This window comes from Duganella sp. CY15W, from assembly GCF_009857555.1.
Taxonomy (GTDB): Bacteria; Pseudomonadota; Gammaproteobacteria; order Burkholderiales; family Burkholderiaceae_D; genus Rugamonas; species Rugamonas sacchari.
Window position 1 is genome coordinate 197,254 of the sequence record NZ_WWCQ01000005.1, and the last position, 17,054, is coordinate 214,307.

The 17,054-nt window shown below is 60.5% G+C and carries 15 protein-coding genes and 3 tRNA genes; 6 read left to right on the forward strand and 12 right to left on the reverse strand.

Translation table 11 applies throughout. The annotated features are described in order from the left end of the window. Positions 1–30 precede the first annotated feature (30 nt). From GTP58_RS23415 to GTP58_RS23435, 5 genes are all read right to left on the reverse strand, one after another. Positions 31–1,530, reverse strand: a complete 1,500-nt coding sequence (locus GTP58_RS23415; protein ID WP_161079504.1) for an efflux transporter outer membrane subunit — start codon at positions 1,528–1,530, stop codon at positions 31–33. Position 1,531: 1 nt separating this feature from the next. Continuing rightward, positions 1,532–4,720 carry an efflux RND transporter permease subunit gene (locus GTP58_RS23420; protein WP_161079505.1) on the reverse strand — a complete coding sequence of 1,063 codons (3,189 nt, stop codon included), beginning with the start codon at positions 4,718–4,720 and terminating at the stop codon, positions 1,532–1,534. Positions 4,721–4,724: 4 nt separating this feature from the next. Further along, complete coding sequence (locus tag GTP58_RS23425) at positions 4,725–5,951, reverse strand: efflux RND transporter periplasmic adaptor subunit (RefSeq protein WP_072788356.1); 1,227 nt, start codon at positions 5,949–5,951, stop codon at positions 4,725–4,727. A 143-nt stretch (positions 5,952–6,094) separates the two neighbouring features. Further along, a complete protein-coding gene (locus GTP58_RS23430; protein ID WP_072788358.1) occupies positions 6,095–6,958 on the reverse strand; it encodes an alpha/beta hydrolase in 864 nt (287 codons plus the stop codon). Then, positions 6,955–7,167 (reverse strand): hypothetical protein, encoded by a 213-nt coding sequence (locus GTP58_RS23435; RefSeq protein ID WP_161079506.1) that lies wholly within the window; start codon positions 7,165–7,167, stop codon positions 6,955–6,957. The genes GTP58_RS23430 and GTP58_RS23435 overlap by 4 nt, the downstream gene beginning before the upstream one ends. A gap of 124 nt (positions 7,168–7,291) precedes the next feature. Between GTP58_RS23435 and GTP58_RS23440 the strand changes: the two genes are divergently transcribed. Further along, the gene (locus GTP58_RS23440; protein ID WP_072788360.1) at positions 7,292–8,242 is read left to right on the forward strand and encodes a LysR family transcriptional regulator; all 951 of its coding nucleotides are present in this window, start codon (positions 7,292–7,294) and stop codon (positions 8,240–8,242) included. Next, entirely contained in the window at positions 8,239–9,210 is a 972-nt protein-coding gene (locus GTP58_RS23445) for a D-2-hydroxyacid dehydrogenase (protein ID WP_161079507.1), read from the forward strand. Before GTP58_RS23440 ends, GTP58_RS23445 begins: the two co-directional genes overlap by 4 nt. Before the next feature lie 55 nt (positions 9,211–9,265). Here the strand turns inward: GTP58_RS23445 and GTP58_RS23450 are convergent, their stop codons facing one another. After that, on the reverse strand, positions 9,266–10,159 hold the full coding sequence (locus GTP58_RS23450) for a LysR family transcriptional regulator (RefSeq protein ID WP_161079508.1): 894 nt from the start codon (positions 10,157–10,159) through the stop codon (positions 9,266–9,268). 118 nt (positions 10,160–10,277) lie between these two features. On the opposite strand from GTP58_RS23450, the gene GTP58_RS23455 reads away from it, so the two are divergent. Together GTP58_RS23455 and GTP58_RS23460 are read left to right on the forward strand one after the other, a co-directional pair. Beyond that, complete coding sequence (locus GTP58_RS23455) at positions 10,278–10,952, forward strand: type 1 glutamine amidotransferase domain-containing protein (RefSeq protein ID WP_161079509.1); 675 nt, start codon at positions 10,278–10,280, stop codon at positions 10,950–10,952. Beyond that, on the forward strand, positions 10,949–11,239 hold the full coding sequence (locus GTP58_RS23460; protein ID WP_161079510.1) for a putative quinol monooxygenase: 291 nt from the start codon (positions 10,949–10,951) through the stop codon (positions 11,237–11,239). Before GTP58_RS23455 ends, GTP58_RS23460 begins: the two co-directional genes overlap by 4 nt. Here GTP58_RS23460 and GTP58_RS23465 read toward each other — a convergent pair. The 6 genes from GTP58_RS23465 to GTP58_RS23490 all read right to left on the reverse strand — a co-directional run bounded on the left by GTP58_RS23465 (position 11,229) and on the right by GTP58_RS23490 (position 13,786). Continuing rightward, positions 11,229–11,714: a VOC family protein gene (locus tag GTP58_RS23465; RefSeq protein WP_202413833.1), complete on the reverse strand. Its 486-nt coding sequence runs from the start codon at positions 11,712–11,714 to the stop codon at positions 11,229–11,231. The two genes, GTP58_RS23460 and GTP58_RS23465, sit on opposite strands and share 11 nt — an antisense overlap. Further along, a complete protein-coding gene (locus tag GTP58_RS23470; protein ID WP_161079511.1) occupies positions 11,714–12,859 on the reverse strand; it encodes an alpha-hydroxy acid oxidase in 1,146 nt (381 codons plus the stop codon). The genes GTP58_RS23465 and GTP58_RS23470 overlap by 1 nt, the downstream gene beginning before the upstream one ends. A gap of 135 nt (positions 12,860–12,994) precedes the next feature. Beyond that, a tRNA-Arg gene (locus GTP58_RS23475) sits at positions 12,995–13,071 on the reverse strand. A gap of 61 nt (positions 13,072–13,132) precedes the next feature. Beyond that, a tRNA-Arg gene (locus tag GTP58_RS23480) sits at positions 13,133–13,209 on the reverse strand. Positions 13,210–13,286: 77 nt separating this feature from the next. Further along, a tRNA-Arg gene (locus tag GTP58_RS23485) sits at positions 13,287–13,363 on the reverse strand. A 195-nt stretch (positions 13,364–13,558) separates the two neighbouring features. Beyond that, the gene (locus GTP58_RS23490; protein ID WP_161079512.1) at positions 13,559–13,786 is read right to left on the reverse strand and encodes a hypothetical protein; all 228 of its coding nucleotides are present in this window, start codon (positions 13,784–13,786) and stop codon (positions 13,559–13,561) included. A gap of 217 nt (positions 13,787–14,003) precedes the next feature. Here GTP58_RS23490 and GTP58_RS23495 point away from each other — a divergent pair, with 217 nt between their 5' ends. Next, complete coding sequence (locus tag GTP58_RS23495) at positions 14,004–14,822, forward strand: response regulator (RefSeq protein WP_161079513.1); 819 nt, start codon at positions 14,004–14,006, stop codon at positions 14,820–14,822. A 68-nt stretch (positions 14,823–14,890) separates the two neighbouring features. Further along, a complete protein-coding gene (locus tag GTP58_RS23500) occupies positions 14,891–17,047 on the forward strand; it encodes an ATP-binding protein (RefSeq protein WP_161079514.1) in 2,157 nt (718 codons plus the stop codon). Positions 17,048–17,054 lie beyond the last annotated feature (7 nt).

Sequence of the window (17,054 nt, forward strand, 5' to 3'; positions counted from 1 at the left end):
AAAGCGAACCTTTCGGTTCGCTTTTTGTTTTTACTTCTGCGCCAACGTCGTTGGCGGCGTTACCGTATCACCCCAGCCACCGCCCAGCGCGCGTATCAGCGCCACCGTGGTCACTGCGCGATTACCACGCAGCTGCACTGCACTACGTTCGACCGATGCCAAATTACGCTGCGCATCCAGCAAATCCAGATAGCTTGAACGGCCGGCCGTGTACAGCTTCTGCGCCAGATCCGCCGAGCGGCGGGCCGACACCACGGCATCATCAATCTGCGCCGTCTGGCCAGCCAGAACACGCAAACCTGCCAGATTGTCTTCCACTTCCGCAAACGCCGTCAGCACATTCTGGCGATAGGTACCGACCGACTCTTCCAGCGCCGCTTCACTGCGCTGGATATTGGACTTGTTACGTCCACCATCGATCAGCGGCATCGACAGCGCTGCGCCCAGCAGCCACGAACGGCTGCTCCACTTGAACACATCGGCCACGGTATTACCCGATGTGCCGCCCGCATTCGCATTCAGCATCAGCGATGGGAACATCGCCGAACGGGCGACACCGATCCGTGCATTCGAGGCTTCCATCGCGCGCTGTGCGGCGGCGATGTCCGGACGACGCTCCAGCAGGGTCGATGGCAGGCCGGCAGGAATCACTGGCAGCAAGGTGCTGTCCAGCAGCGGGCTGTTACCAGCCGTATAGGTGGCCGCTGGTTTGCCCAGCAGGACCGCCAGCGCATGCTCGGTGGTCGCACGCTGACGCTGCAAGCCGATGGCTTCCGCTTTCGCGGTCGCCAGCTCGGTCTTGGCACGCGACAGATCGAACTCGCCAATGTCGCCCAGGTCGAAACGGCGCTGGTTGACTTTGACGTTTTCTTCGCGGGTCTGCACCGTGCGGTTCAAGGTTTCCAGCTCAGCGTCGGTGGAACGCAGACGGAAGTACGTCTGCGCCACATCCGCTTGCACCGACAGCAGCACCGAACGGTAATTCGCTTCCACCGAAGCCGCATCGCCGCGCGCCGCCGCCACGTTCGACGAAACGCGGCCGAACAGGTCAACCTCGTAGCTCGCCGTCAGGTTGGCGTTGAATACCTTGGACGGCGACACTGGCGTACCGGCTGGCAGCCCCAGTGCCACATCCGACTGTTGCAGGCGCTGCGCACCAGCTGCAACGCCTACCTGTGGAATACGGTCCGCTTCAGCGATGCCGGCGATGGCGCGGGCCTGCTTGACGCGGGCCGCAGCCACGGCCAGGTTGGCGTTGGCGCGGGTGGCTTCGTTGACCAGTTCATTGAGCGCTGGATCGTTGAACGCCAGCCACCATTCGCCGCGAGGCTGCGCTTCCGCAGCCTGCGCCTGTTTCCAGGTGCTGCCGTCGGCAGCGGTTTTCACCGCAGCTTCCGGCGCTTGCGATTCCTTGAACGCGGTCGGCACTTCCATCGCAGGCTGCTTGAATTCCGGTGCGGCGCACGCGGTCATCAGCAAGGCCGCCAGGATAGGCGCGACACCTTTTGCGATCATATGCAGCTTGTTCATATTAGTGAGTCCCTTCCAGTTTGGCCGGAGCAGCTTCCGCCACCACGGCTGGTTTTTTCTTTTCCAGACGCACAGCCAGGGTACGCAGCAGGACGTAGAACACCGGCGTCAGGAACAGGCCGAAGAAGGTCACGCCCAGCATGCCGGCAAACACCGCCACACCCATTGCATGACGCATTTCCGCACCTGCACCGTGCGAGAACACCAGCGGCAGCACGCCCATGATGAATGCGATCGACGTCATCAGAATCGGACGCAGACGCAGACGGCAGGCTTCCAGCGCGGCTTCAACGATCGAACGGCCATGGTGTTCCAGTTCACGTGCAAACTCCACAATCAGAATCGCATTCTTCGACGCCAGACCAACCAGCACGAACAGCGCAATCTGGGTGAACACGTTGTTGTCGCCGTGGGTCAGTTTCACGCCAATCAGCGCGCACAGAATCGACATCGGCACAATCAGGATCACCGCCAGCGGCAGGGTCCAGCTTTCGTACTGCGCAGCCAGCACCAGGAAGACCAGCAGCACGCACAGTGGGAACACGTAAATCATGGTGTTACCCGACAGGATGTCCTGATACACCAGCTCAGTCCATTCGTAACTGATACCTTTCGGCAGGACTTCGTTGACGATCTTGGTCATCTCAGCCTGTGCTTCGCCAGTCGATACGCCAGGCGCTGGTGCACCGTTGATCTCTGCTGCCACGTAAGCGTTGTAACGCTGTACGCGGTCCGGGCCATAGCTGTCTTTCACACGCATCAGCGAGGACAGCGGAATCATTTCACCCTTCTCGTTGCGGACTTTCAGCTGGGCGATGTCTTCTGCGTGCGAACGGAACTGCTGGTCAGCCTGCACACGCACCTGGTAGGTACGGCCAAACTGGTTGAAGTCATTCACATACAGCGAACCCAGATTGATCTGCAAGGTCTGGTAGATCGTATTCAGCGGCACGCCCAGTTGCTTGGCTTTGGCGCGGTCGATGTCAGCAAACAGCTGCGGCACGTTGATCTGGTAGCTCGAGAAGACGCCAGCCAGTTTCGGGTTCTGCCATGCTTTCATCTGCACTGCCTGCACTGCTTTATACAGCGCGTCGTAACCGAGGTTGTCGCGGTCTTCGACCATCAGCTTGAAGCCGCCGGTGGTACCCAGGCCACTCACCGGTGGAGGACCCAGCACCATCACAAACGCGCCTTCGATCGAGCCCATACGCTTGTTGATTTCAGCGGCAATCGCATCGGCCGAGGTTTCCTTGGTCGTACGCTTGTCGAACGGCGCCAGGCCAACGAACACGATACCGGCGTTAGGCGCATTGGTGAAGCCGTTGATCGACAGGCCCGGGAAGGAGATCGAGTTCTCCACGCCTGGGATATCCTTGGCGATGTCCGACATCTTGCGGATCACGGCGTCGGTACGGTCCAGCGATGCAGCGTCAGGCAGCTGTGCGAAGCCGATCAGGTACTGCTTGTCCTGCGATGGCACGAAGCCCGGAGGCACCAGCTTGAACATGAAGCCAGCAGCAACCGCCAGCACGGCATACACCACCAGCGACGAGCCTTTGCGTTTCAGAACGCCGGTCACGCCAGTTTCATAGCTGTGCGAAGCACGGTTGAAGAAACGGTTGAACCAGGCGAAGAAACCGCCAAACACCTTGTCCATGCCACGGGTCACCACGTCTTTCGGTGCATCGTGCGATTTCAGCAGCGATGCGGCCAGTGCCGGCGCCAGGGTCAGCGAGCTGAATGCCGAGATCACGGTCGAAATCGCGATGGTCAGTGCGAACTGCTTGTAGAACTGGCCCGACAGACCGGATACGAAAGCGATCGGCACGAACACGGCGCACAGTACCAGTGCAATCGCGATGATCGGACCACTCACCTCTTTCATCGCCTGGATGGTCGCATCACGTGGATTCAGCCCATCGTGAATATTACGCTCGACGTTTTCCACCACCACGATCGCATCATCGACCACGATACCGATGGCCAGCACAAGGCCGAACAGTGACAGCGTGTTGATCGAGAAGCCAAAGGCCAGCATCACGGCAAACGTACCTACCACCGACACCGGAACAGCCAGCAACGGAATCACCGATGCGCGCCAGGTTTGCAGGAAGATGATCACCACCAGCGCCACCAGAATGATCGCTTCGACCAGGGTGTGGATGACGGCGTTGATCGACTCACGCACGAATTGGGTCGGGTCGTATACAACGCTGTATTCGACGCCTTCCGGGAAATCTTTCGACAGGCGGGCCATGGTTTCGCGCACATCATGCGACAGCTGCAGTGCGTTCGCGTTAGGTGCTTCGAAAATTGGAATCGCCACCGCCGATTTGTTGTTCAGCAGCGAGCGCAGGGCGTAGGAGTTCGAACCCATCTCCAGGCGAGCCACGTCCTTCAGCAGCGTTACCGCGCCGTCGGCATTGGTCTTCAGGATGATGTTGCCGAATTCTTCTTCCGACTGCAGACGGCCTTGCGTGTTCACGGTCAACTGGAAGTCAGCATTTTTTGCTGGCCCCTGACCGATCACACCGGCTGCCACCTGAACGTTCTGCTCGCGGATCGACGCCACCACGTCGCCAGCGGTCAGACCGCGTTGGGCGACTTTCTGTGGATCGAGCCAGACGCGCATGGCATAGTCGCCGGAACCGAACAGCTGTACCTCACCCATGCCAGGCAGACGCGCCAACTGGTCCTTGATGTTGAGCACCGCGTAATTGCGCAGATACAGGTCGTCGTAACGACCGTTCGGCGAATTCAGGTGGACCACCATGGTCAGGTTAGGCGACGACTTGACGGTCGTCACGCCAATCTGGCGCACCTCTTCCGGCAGGCGTGGCAGCGCGCGCTGAACGCGGTTCTGCACTTGTGTTTCCGCCTGCTCGACGTTGGTGCCGATCTTGAAGGTAACGGTCAGCGCCAGCGCGCCATCCGAGGTGTTTTGCGAGGACATGTACAGCATGTTCTCGACACCGTTAATCTGCTCCTCAAGCGGTGCAGCCACGGTTTCCGCAATGATCTTCGGATTCGCACCAGGATACTGCGCACGCACCACCACGGATGGCGGCACCACGTCCGGGTACTCCGAGATCGGCAGCTTGAAAATCGATATCAAGCCGGCGACGAAGATAACGATCGACAGTACCGCCGCGAAGATCGGCTTGTCGACGAAAAATCGAGAGATATTCATTTAATTATTCCTTGGTAGTGCCAGTCTTAGCGATGGCGACTTTCTCTTCTTTTTTGGCTACGTTGGCTGCCAGCGGGTCCGAATCCATCGGCACGATGGTCGGGGTCAGCGGCGCACCTGGCTTCACGCGTTGCAGGCCGTTCACGACGATCTTCTCGCCCGGTTTCAGGCCATCACGCACGATGCGCAGGCCATCAATCTGCTGGCCCAGCGTGACCGGACGGTATTCAGCCTTGTTGTCCTTGTCGACCACGAACACGAACTTGCGGTTCTGGTCCGTGTTGACAGCGCGCTCGTTGATCAGCACCGCAGGCTTGGCGCCAGTGGTGCCGGCCAGTTGGACGCGGGCGAACAAGCCTGGTACCAGCAAGCCATCGGCGTTCGTCAGGGTGGCGCGCATGCGCACCGAACCGCTGCGTGGGTCCAGCTGATTGTCGACGAATTCCAGCTTGCCTTCATGCGGGAAGCCGGTTTCATTGGCCAGGCCGATCTTGACGATGGCGGGCGTGCCTTTGTGGGCAGCGGCGCCAACGCGCAGATAGGTTTCTTCGTCACCGTCGAACGATGCGTAGATCTGCTCCAGCGACACCACGGAGGTCAGCACTGCCGACGCATCCACCAGGTTACCCAGCGTGATTTCCGCTTTCGACACACGGCCGTTGATCGGCGAGGTCACCTGGGTATAGCTCAGGTTCAGCTTCGCGGCTTCATACTGGGCTTGCGAGGCGCGGGCATCTGCATCCAGCTGTTTGTAGCTCGATGCCGACGCGTCGTATTCGCGCTGCGCGATGGCCTTGTCAGCCAGCAGTTTCTCGGAACGCACCAGTTCCACCTTGGCCAGATCGGCTTTGGCGCGCGCCGAGTTGGCAGCGGCTTCGGCGCGATTGGCTTCAGCCTGGAATGGACGTGGATCGATCACGAACAGCACGTCGCCCTTCTTCACCTGCGAACCAGGCTTGAAGTTGATGGCGGTGATGAAGCCACCAACGCGTGGACGGATCTGCACTTGTTCAATCGCTTCCAGGCGGCCCGAGAACTCCTGGGTTTCAGTGATGGTTTTCTCGACCACGGCCGCTGCCGAAATCGGCGGACCGCCCGCACCTGCCGGTGCCTCAGCTGCTTTGCTATTTGCTTCACCGCAGCCAGAAAGGGAAATTGCGGCCAGGCCCGCCAGCGCCATAGCGGCGGCCAGTGGCCGGGCTACAGCGGTCATTGATTTAATGTTTTTCATTTAAAATCCTTTTTGTATGAAAATAATTAATAGAAAAGGCGGCACCGGGCGGTCTCAGGAAAAATCGAGAAAACACGGTACTAGCGCCCCGCCGGCAAGCCAGTGGGGACGTAACTCAGATACTGCTTAGGGTTTGGGGAATCCTATGCGGCTGGCGGTGTCTCAGACCGTTCCAGGCCAGCGATGAAACTGGCGATTTCTCCCAGCGCTTGACATCGACAAGCACATTCGTTGCGTGCCCCCGCATCGTTCAGGGGCGCCGGTTGCATACGCCGGACAGTGGTTTTGACGCCGCAGCCAATCAGCTTGGCGCCGTATTGTTCCGCCTCATCGCGCAGCGGATCGTCTTCGGTTGACAGGATCAAGGCCGGTGGCAGGTTTTTCAAACGGCTCGATTGCAGCGGTGATGCATAAGGGTGCGTGCGATCGGCAGCATTGGGCAGGTAACCGCGGTAGGCCTTGGCGCAAGCGTCAGCCACGTCCAGCAGTTCCGGCGCTTGCAGTTCGCGCATCGAACAGGTGGTCAGGCCCGGATCCAGCATCGGCATGATGAGGATTTGCCCGCCGAGTGCCGGACCGCCGCGGTCGCGCGACATCAGCGCGCAGACGGCTGCCAGATTGGCGCCCGCTTCGATACCCGCGACCAGCAGCTGCTTGCCGGTCCAGCCCAGTTTGGCCTTGTTCTTCTTGGCCCAGACCAGCACCGCGTGTGCATCTTCTACCGCAGCCGGGAATGGCTTTTCGGTGGCCAGCGTGTAGGCCGACGCCAGCACGGCTACATGCTGGCTATCGTCCGCCATGTGGCGCAGGAACAAGTCCGCATCTTCCAGGTCGCCGCCGACAAAGCCGCCGGCGTGGAAGAAGACCAGCAGCGTGTCGCGCTTAGGCCCGGCATCGCCACTGGTGTAGAGACGCGCCGACAACGGACCTTCCGCGCCCTTGACCTCAAGGCTGCGGACTTTCAGTTGATCCGACAGCGTCGGCAGCTTCTCTACTGGATTGTTCATTGTTGCACCGTTCCCGATTCATTGGAGGACAACATGGTAGCAGGATCGCACGCGATCTCGTCACCGCTGGCCACCAGCGTGAGGGCGCGAACGCCATGAACTTCCGCTTTCGCGGCGTGTGAATAGGCATCGGTATATACCACGCCTGCCAGTGCAACCGACGTCGCCGCCAGTGCTATCGTTGCGAAAATTGCATCCCGATATTTCATGATAAGTCCTCCTTTCTTCGTCTTTTACTTTGTGCAGTACAGCAATCTTAAACTTGTTCTACAATCCGATAAATACGGTAAAGATGAATTGATTGTTCAGAATACCGAACAATGGGGCTCAAAGATGAATAAACTTCAAGCGATGGAAGTGTTTGTGCAGGTGGTGGATGCCGGTGGCTTCACCCGTGCTGCCGAAAACATGAAACTACCTAAAGCCACGGTGTCCACGCTGATCCAGTCGCTGGAGACCTCGCTGGCGGTCAAGCTGCTGCACCGGACTACGCGCCACGTGAGCGTGACGGCCGACGGTGCGGCTTACTATGAACGCTGCCTGCGCATCCTGTCCGACGTGCGCGAGGCCGAGGAATCGCTGTCGCGCACCCGGCTCAGTCCCAGCGGACGGCTGCGGGTCGATGCCCCCACCGGCCTGGCCAGCGAGGTGATTGTCCCTGCCCTGTCCGATTTCTTCGCCCGCTATCCGGACATCCAGCTGGAACTGGGTTGCAGCGACCGGCCGGTCGACCTGATTGAAGAAGGTGTGGACTGCGCCGTGCGCGGCGGTGCGCTCGGCGATTCCAGCCTGATTGCGCGGCGCGTCGGCATCCTGCATTTTGTTACCTGCGCCACGCCGGGCTATCTGAACCAGTTCGGCCGCCCCACACACCCGAATGATTTGCTGCGTCACCGCTGCGTAAATTATTTTTCCGCGCGTACCGGTAAAATCTACGACTGGGACTTTACCCGCGATGGCGAGCGGGTACAGGTCGCCCTGCCCGGCCATATCGCGCTCAACGACAGCAATGCCTACACGGCAGCGGGACTGGCGGGACTGGGCATTGTGCAAATGTCGAAACTGATGATGGAGCCCATGCTGAAAGACGGCCGCTTTGAATCGGTACTCGACGACTGGGTCAGCGATCCCCTGCCGATTCACGTGGTGTATCCACAGAACCGCCATCTGTCGGCCAAGGTGCGCGTGTTTGTCGAGTGGGTCGCCGAACTGTTTTCCAATCACCCTGGCATGCGCCTGCCGAAGAACGTCGCGCGTGCCCCATCTTTTGAGGTAGCCATATGAGCCAAGCACACCGCATCGTCTTCCTCGACCGCGACAGCGTCATCGCCAATGTCCGCAAGCCTGGCTTTGCACATGAGTGGACGGAATATCCCGCCACCAGCGCAGGCGACGCCGTGCAGCGCCTGCGCGACGCGCGCGCCACCATCTGCATCACCAACAAAGTGCCCTTGAGCGCCAGCGACCTTGCGCAGCTGCCGGACCTGAAGCTGATCGCCGTCGCGGCCACGGGCACCAACATCATCGACCTCGCCGCCGCCAGGGAGCGCGGCATCGCAGTGACCAACATCCGCAACTACGCAGTCAATACGCTGCCGGAGCACACGTTTGCGCTGATCCTCGCCCTGCGCCGCCAGCTGGTTGCCTACCGCGCGGATATTGAAGCAGGCCTGTGGCAGAAGTCCGAACGTTTCTGCCTGTTCGGCCATCCGATCTCCGACCTCGCGGGCAGCCGCCTGGGATTGTTCGGCTACGGCGCGCTGGGCAAAGCCACCGCGCAGATCGCACGCGCGTTCGGCATGGAAGTCATCGTCCACAACCGCTCACCGCTGCCAGATGCCGCCGCCGATGGCGTGCGTGAAGCCAGCTTCGACGAAGTGCTGGAGACATCAGACGTCATCAGCCTGCACCTGCCGCTGACCGACAAGACCCGCAACATGATCAGCGCCAAAGAACTAATTCGCATGAAACGCAGCGCCCTGCTAATCAACACCGCGCGCGGTGGCCTGGTCGACGAAGAGGCGCTGGCCGACGCGCTGCGCACTGGCCTCATTGCGGGCGCCGGTTTCGACGTACTGATTACCGAACCGCCGCCAGCCGACAACGTGCTGCTCAACCTGCGCCTGCCCAACTTCATCCTCACACCACACTCGGCCTGGGCCAGTTCGCAGGCGATGCAGACACTGGTTGATCAACTCATCGACAATATCGAGGCCTGGCAAAACGGCGCGCCGCGCAACATGGTTGGCTGACGTACGAACAGCGAACGGCTTCCGCCAACGGCAACATACACAAGCGCCCACCTCATCAATCATCGGCCTCGCTGAGGAGAAAATCTCTCAACAGGCGTGCACTTGGGCCGATGCGCTGGGCGTGGACGAGGTAGATTTCCAGTGGCGCTGTCTGCACCTCGGGTAGTAGCTGCACCAGTTCTCCCGAAGCCAGCGGCGCCGCCGCATCATAGGCTGGCAGGCGGGCGATACCTTCCCCCGCCAGCACAAACGCCAGGCGGGAGGCTGCGCTGTCCGTGACCACGTCACCCCGAACCTCCACGGGCACAGTCTGGCCGTCCACCTGCACATTCAATGTGCGCTGGCTCGGTGGATACACCACCCAGCGATGCTGCTCCAGCTCCGACAGCGTCGATGGCGCGCGGTAGCGGCGCAAATAAGCGGGCGATGCACACAGCATGGTCGGCTCCCGCACCAGGCGACGCGCTACCAGCGATGAATCGGCCAACGGCCCGGCGCGCACGGCCAGCTCTATCCCTTTCTGCATCAGGTCCACATTTGCATCATTCATTGATACATGCAGCCGTATCGCTGGATAACGCCGCCGGAATTCCAGCAGCGCCGGCAGGATGCGTTTATTACCGAAGTGATGGGAGCACGTGATACGCACCTCGCCACGTGGCTCGGCACGCAGCAGCTCCATGCCGCGGATGCCATCATGCGCCTCATCCAGCAACCGCTCGCAATGGACGCGAAACGCTTCGCCTGCTGGCGTCAGGCTGAAACTGCGCGTACTGCGCTGGGCCAGCGGCACGCCCAGCTTGGCCTCCAGCGTTCGCACATGGTGGCTGACGACCGCCCGCGTCAGCCCCAGCGCCCTGGCGCCAGCCGCAAAACTGCCGCTGCGTACCACCGTCGCAAAGACCGCCATGGCGCGCAACTCGTCCAGTATCGGGGAAGGATCACTCATGATTGTATTATTTTGTTTGACATTGAGTCATCATAACAGTATCTACCGCGACCGCCTGCCCGCTCCTATAGTTACTTCAACCCGCGCTACGGCGGACATTTCAACCAAGGAGCTAGCCATGAAACATGTACTGTTTATTTTGACAAACGCTGCCGAGATCGGCCCGAACAACCGCCGCACCGGCTACTTCTTCCCCGAGGTCGCCCATCCTTACGAAGTGTTCGAGCAGGCTGGCATCGCCGTGGAATACGCCTCGCCACTGGGCGGCTTTGTACCCGAGGATGGTTACGATGAAACCGATCCATCGCAACGCGCTTTCCGCAATGGCCTGGCCATTCGCCGCCTGGCGCACAGCCGAAAACTGTCGGAAGTCGATGTGCTGGACTACGACGCGATTTTCTTCCCCGGCGGCCTGGGTCCAATGGTCGATATCGCCCATGATCCAGACGTAAAGCGCGCCGTTGCCCGCGCCTGGGATAATGGCAAGATCGTCTCCGCAGTCTGCCATGGCCCAGCAGCTTTCCTCGGCGTGACGCTGGAAGACGGCACGCCACTGCTGCGCGGCCGCAAACTGACTTCCTTCTCCAATGCAGAAGAAGCTGGCTACGCCCAGGCCGATGTGCCCTTCAATCTGGAAGACGCACTGAAAGCCGAAGGCGCCGAGTACTCGGCAACGGATGTGTGGCAAGCCAAGGTAGTCGTTGACGGCCGCCTGATGACCGGACAGAACCCCGCCTCCGGTACAGCGCTGGCAGAGGAAATCGTCAACGCCTTGCAGGGAGCATCGAAATGAGTGGCCCGATCACCGTCGTCGCACGTTGGCAGCCCAAGGAAGGCGCACTGGGAGAGGTACTGGCCATTCTGGCGGAACTACGTCCGAAATCATTGGCGGAGCCAGGCTGCATCAGTTACGAGGTCTATCGCAATGTCGCCCCACCTCACGGCCTGCTGCTGATTGAACGCTACTCGGACCAGGCAGCGATTGAAGCGCATCGACAGTCGGAGCACTATCAGTCGCTGGTGATGGGACGCGCCCTGCCGCTGCTGGCAGAGCGCAATGTGGAGCTGCTTACAGGTTGACGCGGTCCACCACCAGATGGTGCGCATCATCGAGCATCCACCCGCTTTCGTAATCCACCTCAAACAGGTGGCCGTCGGGATCCTTGAAAAAACCGGCGACACCCCAGTTGGTGCGGGTGGCAGGCTTGACGATCTTGCCGCCCGCTTCTTCTGCCCTGGCCAGGATGCGCGGCACATCTGCCGCATTGCGCGTCAGGTGGATCAGGGCGACACCGGAAAAGCCCTGCATTTTCTCTTCCGGCTGCAACGCGTCTTGCGCCATATCCGCGCGATTAACCAGGCAGATCGCATAGCCGCCCATATTGAACTTGACGAAGCCTTCGCTGCTGGTCGGCGACCGCGTCCAGCCCAGTGTTTCATAAAACTGTGCTGACTTTGCGACGTTTTCCACGCCCAGCAGCACAAGATGCATGCGCTGGCTCGGCGCCAGCGATTCGGTAGCGGTGTAAGTGTGGCCTACTGCTTGATCCAGCATTAAAAAGTCCCCGGCAACAAAATATTTTTATCCACCTGGCGCACATCGCGCAGGCCGCAGAACGCCATCGTCAGATCCAGCTCATTGCGGATGATCTGCAGGCACTTGCTGACGCCCTCCTCACCCATCGCGCCCAGGCCGTACAAGAAAGGACGGCCGATGTAGACGCCTTGCGCGCCCAGGGCCAAGGCCTTGATGACATCCTGGCCGGAGCGGATGCCGCCATCCATATGCACTTCAATCTGCTTGCCCACCGCATCGACAATGCCGGGCAGCGCGCGGATCGACGATTCGGCGCCATCGAGCTGGCGGCCGCCGTGGTTGGAGACGATGAGCGCATCGGCCCCACTTTCCACGCACAGGCGCGCATCTTCCGCATCCATGATGCCTTTGATGATCAGCTTACCGCCCCAGCGCTGCTTGATCCACTCCACATCCTTCCACGACAAACCGAGATCAAACTGCTGCGAGGTCCACGACGACAGCGAAGACATGTCCGACACCGACGTCGCATGGCCAACGATATTGCCGAAGGTGCGCCGCTTGGTGCCCAGCATGCCCAGGCACCAGCGTGGCTTGGTCGCCAGGTTGATCAGGTTCGCGATGGTCAGCTTGGGCGGCGCCGACAGACCGTTGCGCAAATCCTTGTGGCGCTGGCCCAGCACCTGCAAATCCAGCGTCAGCACCAGCGCCGAGCAGCGCGCGGCTTTGGCGCGGTCGATCAGGCGGTTTATGAAATCGCGGTCCTTCATCACATACAGCTGGAACCAGAACGGCTTGCTGGTGTTGGCGGCGATATCCTCGATCGAGCAGATGCTCATGGTGGACAGCGTGAACGGCACACCGAATTTTTCCGCGGCCTTGGCGGCGAGAATTTCGCCATCGGCATGCTGCATGCCGGTGAGCCCCGTCGGCGCCAGGGCGACCGGCATCGCCACGTCCTGACCAATCATGGTGCTGGCAACGGAACGGTTTTCAAGATTCACCGCCACGCGCTGGCGGAATTTAATGCCGGCGAAGTCTGCGTGATTGGCGCGATAGGTGGATTCGGTCCAGGAGCCGGCATCAGCGTAATCGTAAAACATGCGCGGCACACGCTTCTTGGCCAATCTGCGCAGGTCTTCAATATTAGTGATGATGCTCATGCACACACTCCCGTCACTATGATCGTCAGATCATCGGGCATTTTCAAGAAAATGCCAATAGGAATGTGTGCTTGGCGGACGTCAGGCAAAAAGCAAAAGGGCCCGATGATTTCTCATCAGGCCCTTCTACATATTTGGTGCGGCTGGCAGGAATCGAACCCACGACCCCTTGGTTCGTAGCCAAGTACTCTATCCAGCTGAGCTACAGCCGCTTAACTTTTACAACTTCTACTACTTGCCAAACAGACTCGACAGTCTATTCAACTTTAATTCTGGTGCGGCTGGCAGGAATCGAACCCACGACCCCTTGGTTCGTAGCCAAGTACTCTATCCAGCTGAGCTACAGCCGCGCAAAACAAGAAGATTATAACAAGCTCTTTCTCGTTTGAAAACAGAAGAATCTTCCAACTCCCCTGGGTAAAACTAGTGGTGCGGCTGGCAGGAATCGAACCCACGACCCCTTGGTTCGTAGCCAAGTACTCTATCCAGCTGAGCTACAGCCGCACTGTGCAGTTATTATAAAGCATTAATTTTGTTTTGCAAAGTTTGATATTTTCTATCATTTATTTGATAAGGCGACTTAATCACCAAATCAATTACCCAGCAAAACTGCTTTACTTCTGCGTCTTTCAAACAGCATGCCGTTCGAAAGAAGCAGCATTATAGGGATACTCCTCTAGCTTGTCCAGCACTCTGTCGTCAGGTACCAAACTCGGCCGCCGCCTTGGCCGACCACAAGGCTTCATTGTAGGAGGGATAGGGAATGCCATAACAGTCGATCTGCCCATCCGCACCGACAAACTTGATCCACCAGCCAGCGGCATCCGACAAAATGGCAATATCGCCTTCGCGGCAATGCCCGTTGATTTGCTCGTCCTGCTCCAGCACAACGATATTCACCTTGCGGTGCTTTACTACAGTAGCCATGTGCCCTCCGTTCTGACTTCATTCATGACAGTGATTGCGCACATCACGAATTAAAATTTGCATTCATTTGCGCATTGCAGCATCATTCATCTGTCTCCTCTATTCTCCTCCAAGGAAATAGATTTAGCCCGCTCACTGTAGCGGGCTTTTTTTTAACCGTGTACGATGCATCTGGCTCCGCCTTTCATAAGACAGATAAAGAGAACGCTCGCACCGCATGAACTCCCCTTCCGCCGTCACGCCGCCCGCCCCAGATTGGTCCAACACCGCCGTGGGCGATCCCGCAGCCTGGCCCGCCAGCCTGCGGCTGACCGTCGACATCCTGCTGAATTCGCCACAAGCCATGCTGCTTATGTGGGGGGCGCAGCAAATCATGATTTACAACTCCGCCTATGCCGAGCTGATCGGCCTGCCCAGCCTGCGTGCACCTGGCGGTAATGTACCATCCATGCAGCCCTCCGCGTGGAGCTGGAACAGCGGTGCCCTGGCCGAGGCGCGCGCCGGTCGCAGCCTCAGCTATCGCGGCGCCAGCCTGCCGGTCTGGCGCAGCAGCCGCATGGAACAGCAATCGCTGGATCTGTATTACACGCCGATCCGTGATGATAGCGGTGTGGCCGGCGTGCTCTGCACCCTGGCGCCGGCCCCCATCGCGCCGCTGGCGGACAGCGCAACGCCGCTGCGCCTGCTGGTGGTGGAAGACAACGCGGACGCCCGCTACCTGGTCTGCGAAACCCTGCGTGCGCTGGGCCACGAGGTGGAAGATGTGGCCGCCGGAGAAGATGCACTGCCGCTGCTCGCCACGCGGCATTTCGACGTGTTGTTCACCGACGTCAGCCTGCCCGGCATGTCCGGCGTCGAGCTTGCCCGCCATGCCCGGCAAAAGACGCCAGAGCTGGCGCTGCTGTTTGCATCCGGCTATGGCGACGAACTCACGCGCCACCTGGATTTCCCATCACAGTCCCTGCAAAAACCCTACGATATCGAGGATCTGCAAGCGGTGCTGGAAAAAATTGCCGCCAAGCTGCACGCGCCTTGAGTTAGCCTGAGCCCACCGCATGTCCAACCGTGCGGAGCTGGCGTTGGGGTTGGCGCTAAAATCATTGCATGATCCCGAACGACCCCATCGCCACCGCGCCTGTTGCGCCAGATGCGCACGAAGAGCTACGGCGCGCGAGGGAAGCATTACGCCAAAGCCAGCTGGAATTGCGCGCACTGGCCAACTCCATGCCGCAGCTTGCGTGGATTGCTGAGCAAGACGGCACCATGGTCTGGTACAACGACCGCTGGTATGACTATACCGGCACCACGCCGGAGCAGATGGCGGGCGAAGGCTGGAAACGCGCCTACGCACCGGACTGCATCGACCTCATGGAAGCCCATTGGCAGCAATCGCGCGCTGATGGCACGCCATTCGAATTGGAAGTCCCGATCCGCAGCACCACAGGCGAATTCCGCTGGTTTTTGACGCGCGCCAATCCCGTCCATGGCAGCGATGGCAAGGTGCTGCGCTGGTTCGGCACCAGCACCGACGTCGACCAGGTCAAACGCGTACAGGAAGCCTTGCGCGATGAGACCGCCGTACTGGAACTACTCAACCACACCGGCACCGTCCTGGCAGCGCAGCGCGACCTGCGCCCCTTGTTGCAAGAAGTGACGGACGCCGCCACCAGCGCCAGCGGCGCACGCTACGGCGCTTTCTTCTATCACACCACCAACAGTGCGGGTGAAGCCATGGTGCTGCACACGCTCTCGAGCGGCGCGCCGGCGGCGTTTTCGCAATTTGGCCAGCCGCGCGCCACCGCCCTGTTCGGTCCCAGCATGCGTGGCGAAGGCATCGTGCGCTGCGACGATGTGCAGCAAGATCCGCGCTACGGCAAAAACACGCCCCATCAAGGCATCCCGGCCGACCACCCGCCGGTGCGCAGTTACCTGGCAGTGCCGGTGGCGCTGCGCAATGGTGTGACCATCGGCTGCCTGTTCTTTGGCCATCCCGAACCGGGGATTTTTGATGAGCGCACCGAGCGCATCATTGCCGGCATCGCCGGCCAGGCCGCCATCGCCATCGACAACGCCCGGCTGTACGAGTCGGAGCGCCAGGCGCGCGCCGAGGCCGAGCGCACCAGCCAGCTGAAAGACGAATTCCTCGCCACCCTGTCCCACGAGTTACGCACGCCGCTGACGGCAATCCTGGGCTGGTCGCAAGTCCTGCGGCGCGGCAGCCGCGACCAGACCGACCTCAACCGTGGCCTGCAAACCATCGAGCGCAACGCGCGCAACCAGGCCCAGCTGATCGAAGACCTGCTGGACATGAGCAGCATCACGTCCGGCAAAGTGCGGCTGGCAATGCAGCCATTGGCGCCGGCCGTGGTGGCTGCGGCCGCCATCGAAAGCGTGCGGCCGGCAGCCGAAGCCAAGCAGATCCGCATCGACAAGGATTTCAGCAGCGCGCCCGGCATGGTGGCCGGCGACGCCAACCGCCTGCAGCAGATCCTGTGGAACCTGCTCAGCAACGCCATCAAATTCACGCCGCGCGGCGGCACCGTGCAGGTGGGCGTACAACGCGACGGCGATCACATTGCCATCACGGTACGCGATAGCGGCATCGGCATTGCGCCCGCGTTTGTCAACCATGTATTTGAACGCTTCCGCCAGGCCGACGCCACCACCACCCGCCAGCATGGCGGCCTCGGGCTGGGACTGGCCATCGTCAAGCACCTGGTGGAACAGCATGGCGGCACCATCAGCGTGACCAGCGCCGGCGAGGGGCAAGGCGCCAGCTTTACCGTACGCCTGCCGCGCCACGACGCTACGCTGCCCGCGCCCGCCAGCGCACTGCCCCTGGCGCCCGCGTCCCATGGTGCGGCGCATGATTTGTCCGGCGTGCAGGTGCTGGTGGTCGACGACGAGGACGACGCGCGCGAGCTCATCAAACGCATCCTCAGCGACTGCAACGCGGAAGTGCTGACCGCCGCCACCGCCACCGAAGCCTTAAACCTGCTGCAACACGAACGCCCCGACCTCATGGTCAGCGACTTGGGCATGCCGGAAGTTGATGGGTATGGCCTGCTCGACCGCATCCGCGCGATGGGGCCGTCGCGCGGCGGCGACCTGCCGGCGATCGCGCTGACCGCGTTTGCCCGCTCGGAAGACCGGATCAAGGCCCTGTCCAGTGGTTTTTTGGCACATATTGCCAAACCCGTGGAACCCAACGAGCTGATCGCCAAGGTGGCCGCCATGAGTGCAGCACACCGGCATGCCTGAACCCCGC

What these genes read in the sequence shown, in the direction of transcription:
- GTP58_RS23425 (WP_072788356.1), bottom strand. Translation starts at nt 5,951, where the DNA reads ATGAAAAACATTAAATCAATGACCGCTGTAGCCCGGCCACTGGCCGCC.
- GTP58_RS23435 (WP_161079506.1), bottom strand. Translation starts at nt 7,167, where the DNA reads ATGAAATATCGGGATGCAATTTTCGCAACGATAGCACTGGCGGCGACG.
- GTP58_RS23470 (WP_161079511.1), bottom strand. Translation starts at nt 12,859, where the DNA reads ATGAGCATCATCACTAATATTGAAGACCTGCGCAGATTGGCCAAGAAG.
- GTP58_RS23465 (WP_202413833.1), bottom strand. Translation starts at nt 11,714, where the DNA reads ATGCTGGATCAAGCAGTAGGCCACACTTACACCGCTACCGAATCGCTG.
- GTP58_RS23455 (WP_161079509.1), top strand. Translation starts at nt 10,278, where the DNA reads ATGAAACATGTACTGTTTATTTTGACAAACGCTGCCGAGATCGGCCCG.
- GTP58_RS23450 (WP_161079508.1), bottom strand. Translation starts at nt 10,159, where the DNA reads ATGAGTGATCCTTCCCCGATACTGGACGAGTTGCGCGCCATGGCGGTC.
- GTP58_RS23495 (WP_161079513.1), top strand. Translation starts at nt 14,004, where the DNA reads ATGAACTCCCCTTCCGCCGTCACGCCGCCCGCCCCAGATTGGTCCAAC.
- GTP58_RS23440 (WP_072788360.1), top strand. Translation starts at nt 7,292, where the DNA reads ATGAATAAACTTCAAGCGATGGAAGTGTTTGTGCAGGTGGTGGATGCC.
- GTP58_RS23420 (WP_161079505.1), bottom strand. Translation starts at nt 4,720, where the DNA reads ATGAATATCTCTCGATTTTTCGTCGACAAGCCGATCTTCGCGGCGGTA.
- GTP58_RS23460 (WP_161079510.1), top strand. Translation starts at nt 10,949, where the DNA reads ATGAGTGGCCCGATCACCGTCGTCGCACGTTGGCAGCCCAAGGAAGGC.
- GTP58_RS23430 (WP_072788358.1), bottom strand. Translation starts at nt 6,958, where the DNA reads ATGAACAATCCAGTAGAGAAGCTGCCGACGCTGTCGGATCAACTGAAA.
- GTP58_RS23445 (WP_161079507.1), top strand. Translation starts at nt 8,239, where the DNA reads ATGAGCCAAGCACACCGCATCGTCTTCCTCGACCGCGACAGCGTCATC.
- GTP58_RS23490 (WP_161079512.1), bottom strand. Translation starts at nt 13,786, where the DNA reads ATGGCTACTGTAGTAAAGCACCGCAAGGTGAATATCGTTGTGCTGGAG.
- GTP58_RS23500 (WP_161079514.1), top strand. Translation starts at nt 14,891, where the DNA reads ATGATCCCGAACGACCCCATCGCCACCGCGCCTGTTGCGCCAGATGCG.
- GTP58_RS23415 (WP_161079504.1), bottom strand. Translation starts at nt 1,530, where the DNA reads ATGAACAAGCTGCATATGATCGCAAAAGGTGTCGCGCCTATCCTGGCG.